At 62.5% G+C, this 3,634-nt stretch carries 2 protein-coding genes; both read left to right on the plus strand.

What is annotated here, in order from left to right; genetic code table 11:
- The first annotated feature begins 375 nt into the window (after window positions 1-375).
- A complete protein-coding gene (locus E6K76_12390; GenBank protein ID TMQ56593.1) occupies window positions 376-1,932 on the plus strand; it encodes a hypothetical protein in 1,557 nt (518 codons plus the stop codon).
- A 15-nt stretch (window positions 1,933-1,947) separates the two neighbouring features.
- Window positions 1,948-3,634 (plus strand): hypothetical protein (locus tag E6K76_12395; GenBank protein ID TMQ56594.1); only part of this gene is annotated, 1,687 nt, incomplete at its 3' end.

Raw genomic sequence — 3,634 nt, forward strand, 5'->3', positions numbered from 1 at the left:
AACGTCACGCCAGGGGTGAATGAAGTTCGCTGGAACGGCAAGTCGAGCGATGGCGCGAGCCTCGCCAGCGGGGTGTACTTCGTGAGGGTGAAGTACCCCGATGGTTCGGAGAGCCCGAACGGCCTGAAGGTCGCGATCGTTCGGTAGTCGAACCAGCAGCAGCGCTGTAATGAGGCAGGGCCGCCGGGAAACCCCGGCGGCCCTTCTCATTTTGCTCCGGGCCCGGCCCGCGACGCGAAGCGAAGGAGGCCGCGGCGGCCCCGGGGTCACAAAATTCGTTGACAGCCAGCGCGAGAGCTTGCTAGTTTGATCGGGTCCCCAGTCGCCCGTGCCGAGATGACCTGCCGGTATTCCCAGCTCCTCGGAGAGATCTGAATGCCCTTGCGGAGATACTCACGCTCTCTGGCGCGCATCGCCATGGCCGTAACCGCGCTGGCGTTTCTCGCCAGCTGCGCCAAGAACCCGCTCCTCGTGGATCGGAACCGGCCTCCCCGTACCTTTCTGGTCGCGGCCCCGATCGACAGCACCATTTCCCACCCGAGCGCAACGGGGGTGAGCTACTCGTACCGGATCCATTTCTACTGGCGCGGCGAAGATCCCGATGGATTCGTCGTCGGGTATCTCTGGGCTTTCGACGATTCGAGCGCCGGTCATTTCCATTACACCACGAAAACGGACAGCATTTTCGAAGTGACCGTGAACGACTCGGCCGACATCACCAGGGGCACCACGATCATCGGCACCTCCCGATTCCATACCTTTTACATTCGGGCCGTCGACAACTTGGGGAAGGCGGATCCGAATCTGGCGGTTTTCAATCGGACGACGTACAAGGCCACGACCGTCAAGCCCCATGTCAAGTTCGTGGGAGCCCTGCCGAGCGGAAACGGCATCGACACGCTCTCGGACGGGGCGCCGTTCAAGATTTGCTGGACCGGGGATGATTCGGATGGGGTCGTGATCCGATACAAATTCGACGCCGGCACCTACAGCAGCCCGCTCACGACCGATACCTGCGCTTTCTTCAACGACCCTACCGTGCCGGGCGCGGTCGCGCTGGCGAGCGGCCCTTACAACATGACGGTGACCGCCGTGGACAACGCGTTCGCGACCGGGACGACCAATTTCCTCTTCGTCGTGAACCACGACCCCGAGACGTGGTTCGAGCCGAAGGGGAACCCGAATGGCTATTACCATCCGCCCTACCTTGGGGGGGAGGCGGTCGATCCGGCCATTGTCGTGCCGTTCGCCGAGGGGGACACGGTTCCCTATCGCTCCACGGTCTGGTTCAATTGGGACGGGGAGGATGTGACGGGCGGGGAGGCGAACTGCCTCAACGGGTTCTCGCTCGAGCTGCGCGGGGGCACCCGCAATGGCGCGAATGCATACACGATCGGGTTCATCGACACGATTCCCGGGTCACCCCCGAGGCGGTTCAAGTCGAACGAGCCGAACTACCTCCGACAGGCCGGGTTCGACAGTTTCGTGTTGGATTCGCTCGACCCGGGCTTCAACATGTATATGCTCGTGGCCGCGCGGGACTGCTCGAACCGCGGGGATGGCACGAAGGCGGCGTTCCGGTTCAACTGCAACTACCGGCCCTTTATCGATTCACTGCTCGTGGAAGAGTCCGGCCAATTTGGGCCGAATGGTTTCGAGCCGGGGAGACTCATCACGTGGTTCTCGCACGACCGCGAGGACGGCAAAGCCAAGAATGCCCGCATCAAGCTGGATAATACGAGCACGTTCACGACACCCGATTTCGCGGAGAATTTCTTCGTGCCGGATTCGAGGTTTCGGGCGCTCGCTCCAAGCAACCCGCACTCGGTCGAGGCGTGGGTGCTGGACCGGGCGGGCTTCGTGTCGGACAGCTCATTGACCGTGTACTTTGACCTCCCCACGCCCACTAGCCAATCCACACGCCGACCGTAAGGAGTGATTGGTTTGATGTTATCATCGCGCATGCGGTACATCGGTCTGATTCCGATGTCAGTGCTGGCTTTTCTCTTCGCGGCGAGCTGCTCGAAGGGGCCCACCCCGCCCACAAAACCGATACCACAGGACCCCCAAACGGAGCTGACGTTCGCGCCGATCGAATTCGACACGACCGCGTTCCGGGTTCATTTCTTCTGGAACGCCTACGATGATGACGGGGAAGTGATGCGGTTCCATTTCGCCGTGGACGGCGACACCGTGCGCCCGATCAACGAGTGGCAGACCACGACCGCCAAGGACACGATCCTCCTTTTCCTTGTCGATCCGGTCAAGGAACTGAAGCTCCACGTGTTCAAGGTGTCCGCCGAGGACAATGACGGCCATTGGGACAAGACACCGGCCAGCAGGGCCTTTTCGGCGAAGACCCTGCCGCCCACATCCAAGATCGAGAAAGGGCCTGGGGCGTTCAACCCGGTGATAGGTCCCAATTTCTCATTCGAATGGTCGGGAATCGACCCGGACGGCGGCGAGACCGGGGGCAAGGCTGCGGTCGACTCATTCCAATACCTCCTGCTTCGAATGGGCGCCATTGCCGACGTGAACGTCCCGCCGACGCACGATCCGCTTCCACGGTTCGATGCGGACAACTACACCGCGATGATTCGAGCGGCGACAGGGGACGGGCTCCCCGCCCTGTGGCTCTCCCCTGGGGACGCCGTGCCACGCCGCCTCGACGACTGGAAGTGGCAGGGCATCCGGGGAATCAGGAAGCGCTTCCGGAACGTGAGCCCAGGCGAATACGTCTTCGCCGAGCGCGCCGTGGACGTTGCGGGCGCCACGGAGAAGAACTTAGACTTCGTCCGCAACATCCGACACTTCACGGTCACGAACCGAAACGCCGGACCCCGCCTGCGCGTTTGCAGCAGCATCTTGAACCGATGCCTGGACGACGCCGTGGGGACGGACGATTTCGCGCGGAGGCAGCTCCAAATTTTCGAGGGAGAGACGGTGAGCTTCTCCTGGTCCGCTTCGGCGGAGACCTACGGGGGAGAGATCGTCGGGTACACGTACGCGCTCGACGACACGAGCACCTTCCCCGGATTGGATCCACGGCAGTTGTCGGTTACGTTCCAGCCGAGCGATCTGCCCCCGGGGAATCATTTCCTCTACGTCCGCTGTATGGATGACGGGGGGCTCGTCACCAACGCGGTGATCCCACTCCTGATCGTCCACCCGAACTTCAAGGATCCCGGCGCCTCGCGGTCGATTCTCTTCGTGGACGACTCGGCGATGCTCTTTGGCGCCGGGAATTCCGTGAACGACACGAAAGAAACCGATTGGTGGACGTTGGGGACCGGGGGTGCCGGACCGTTGTTCAGCCTGGGCGTACCCTACACCGAGTGGGACACGATCGAGCGATCCCAGGGGAGCGTCGAGGGAAGAAAGCCGCCCGAGCCGAGAGGCCTCGCAGACTTCACCACCGTCGTATGGACCACGGACAACAACAACGGGAGCAGCTTATCCGGCGCGCTCTTCAAGACCATAGCGGGCGGGGATTACAGCGAGCTTCAGGGCTATCTGCGCGCGGGGGGGACGCTGATCCTCACGGGATGGAATCTCGCGTTCAGCACGACCGGCGGCGCCAGCCCTCTGTTGTACTCGACTACTTCCGGGATCTGCGGGACGTTCGCGCCCAACT

The sequence above is a fragment of the Candidatus Eisenbacteria bacterium genome, from assembly GCA_005893275.1.
Classification (GTDB): Bacteria; Eisenbacteria; RBG-16-71-46; order SZUA-252; family SZUA-252; genus WS-7.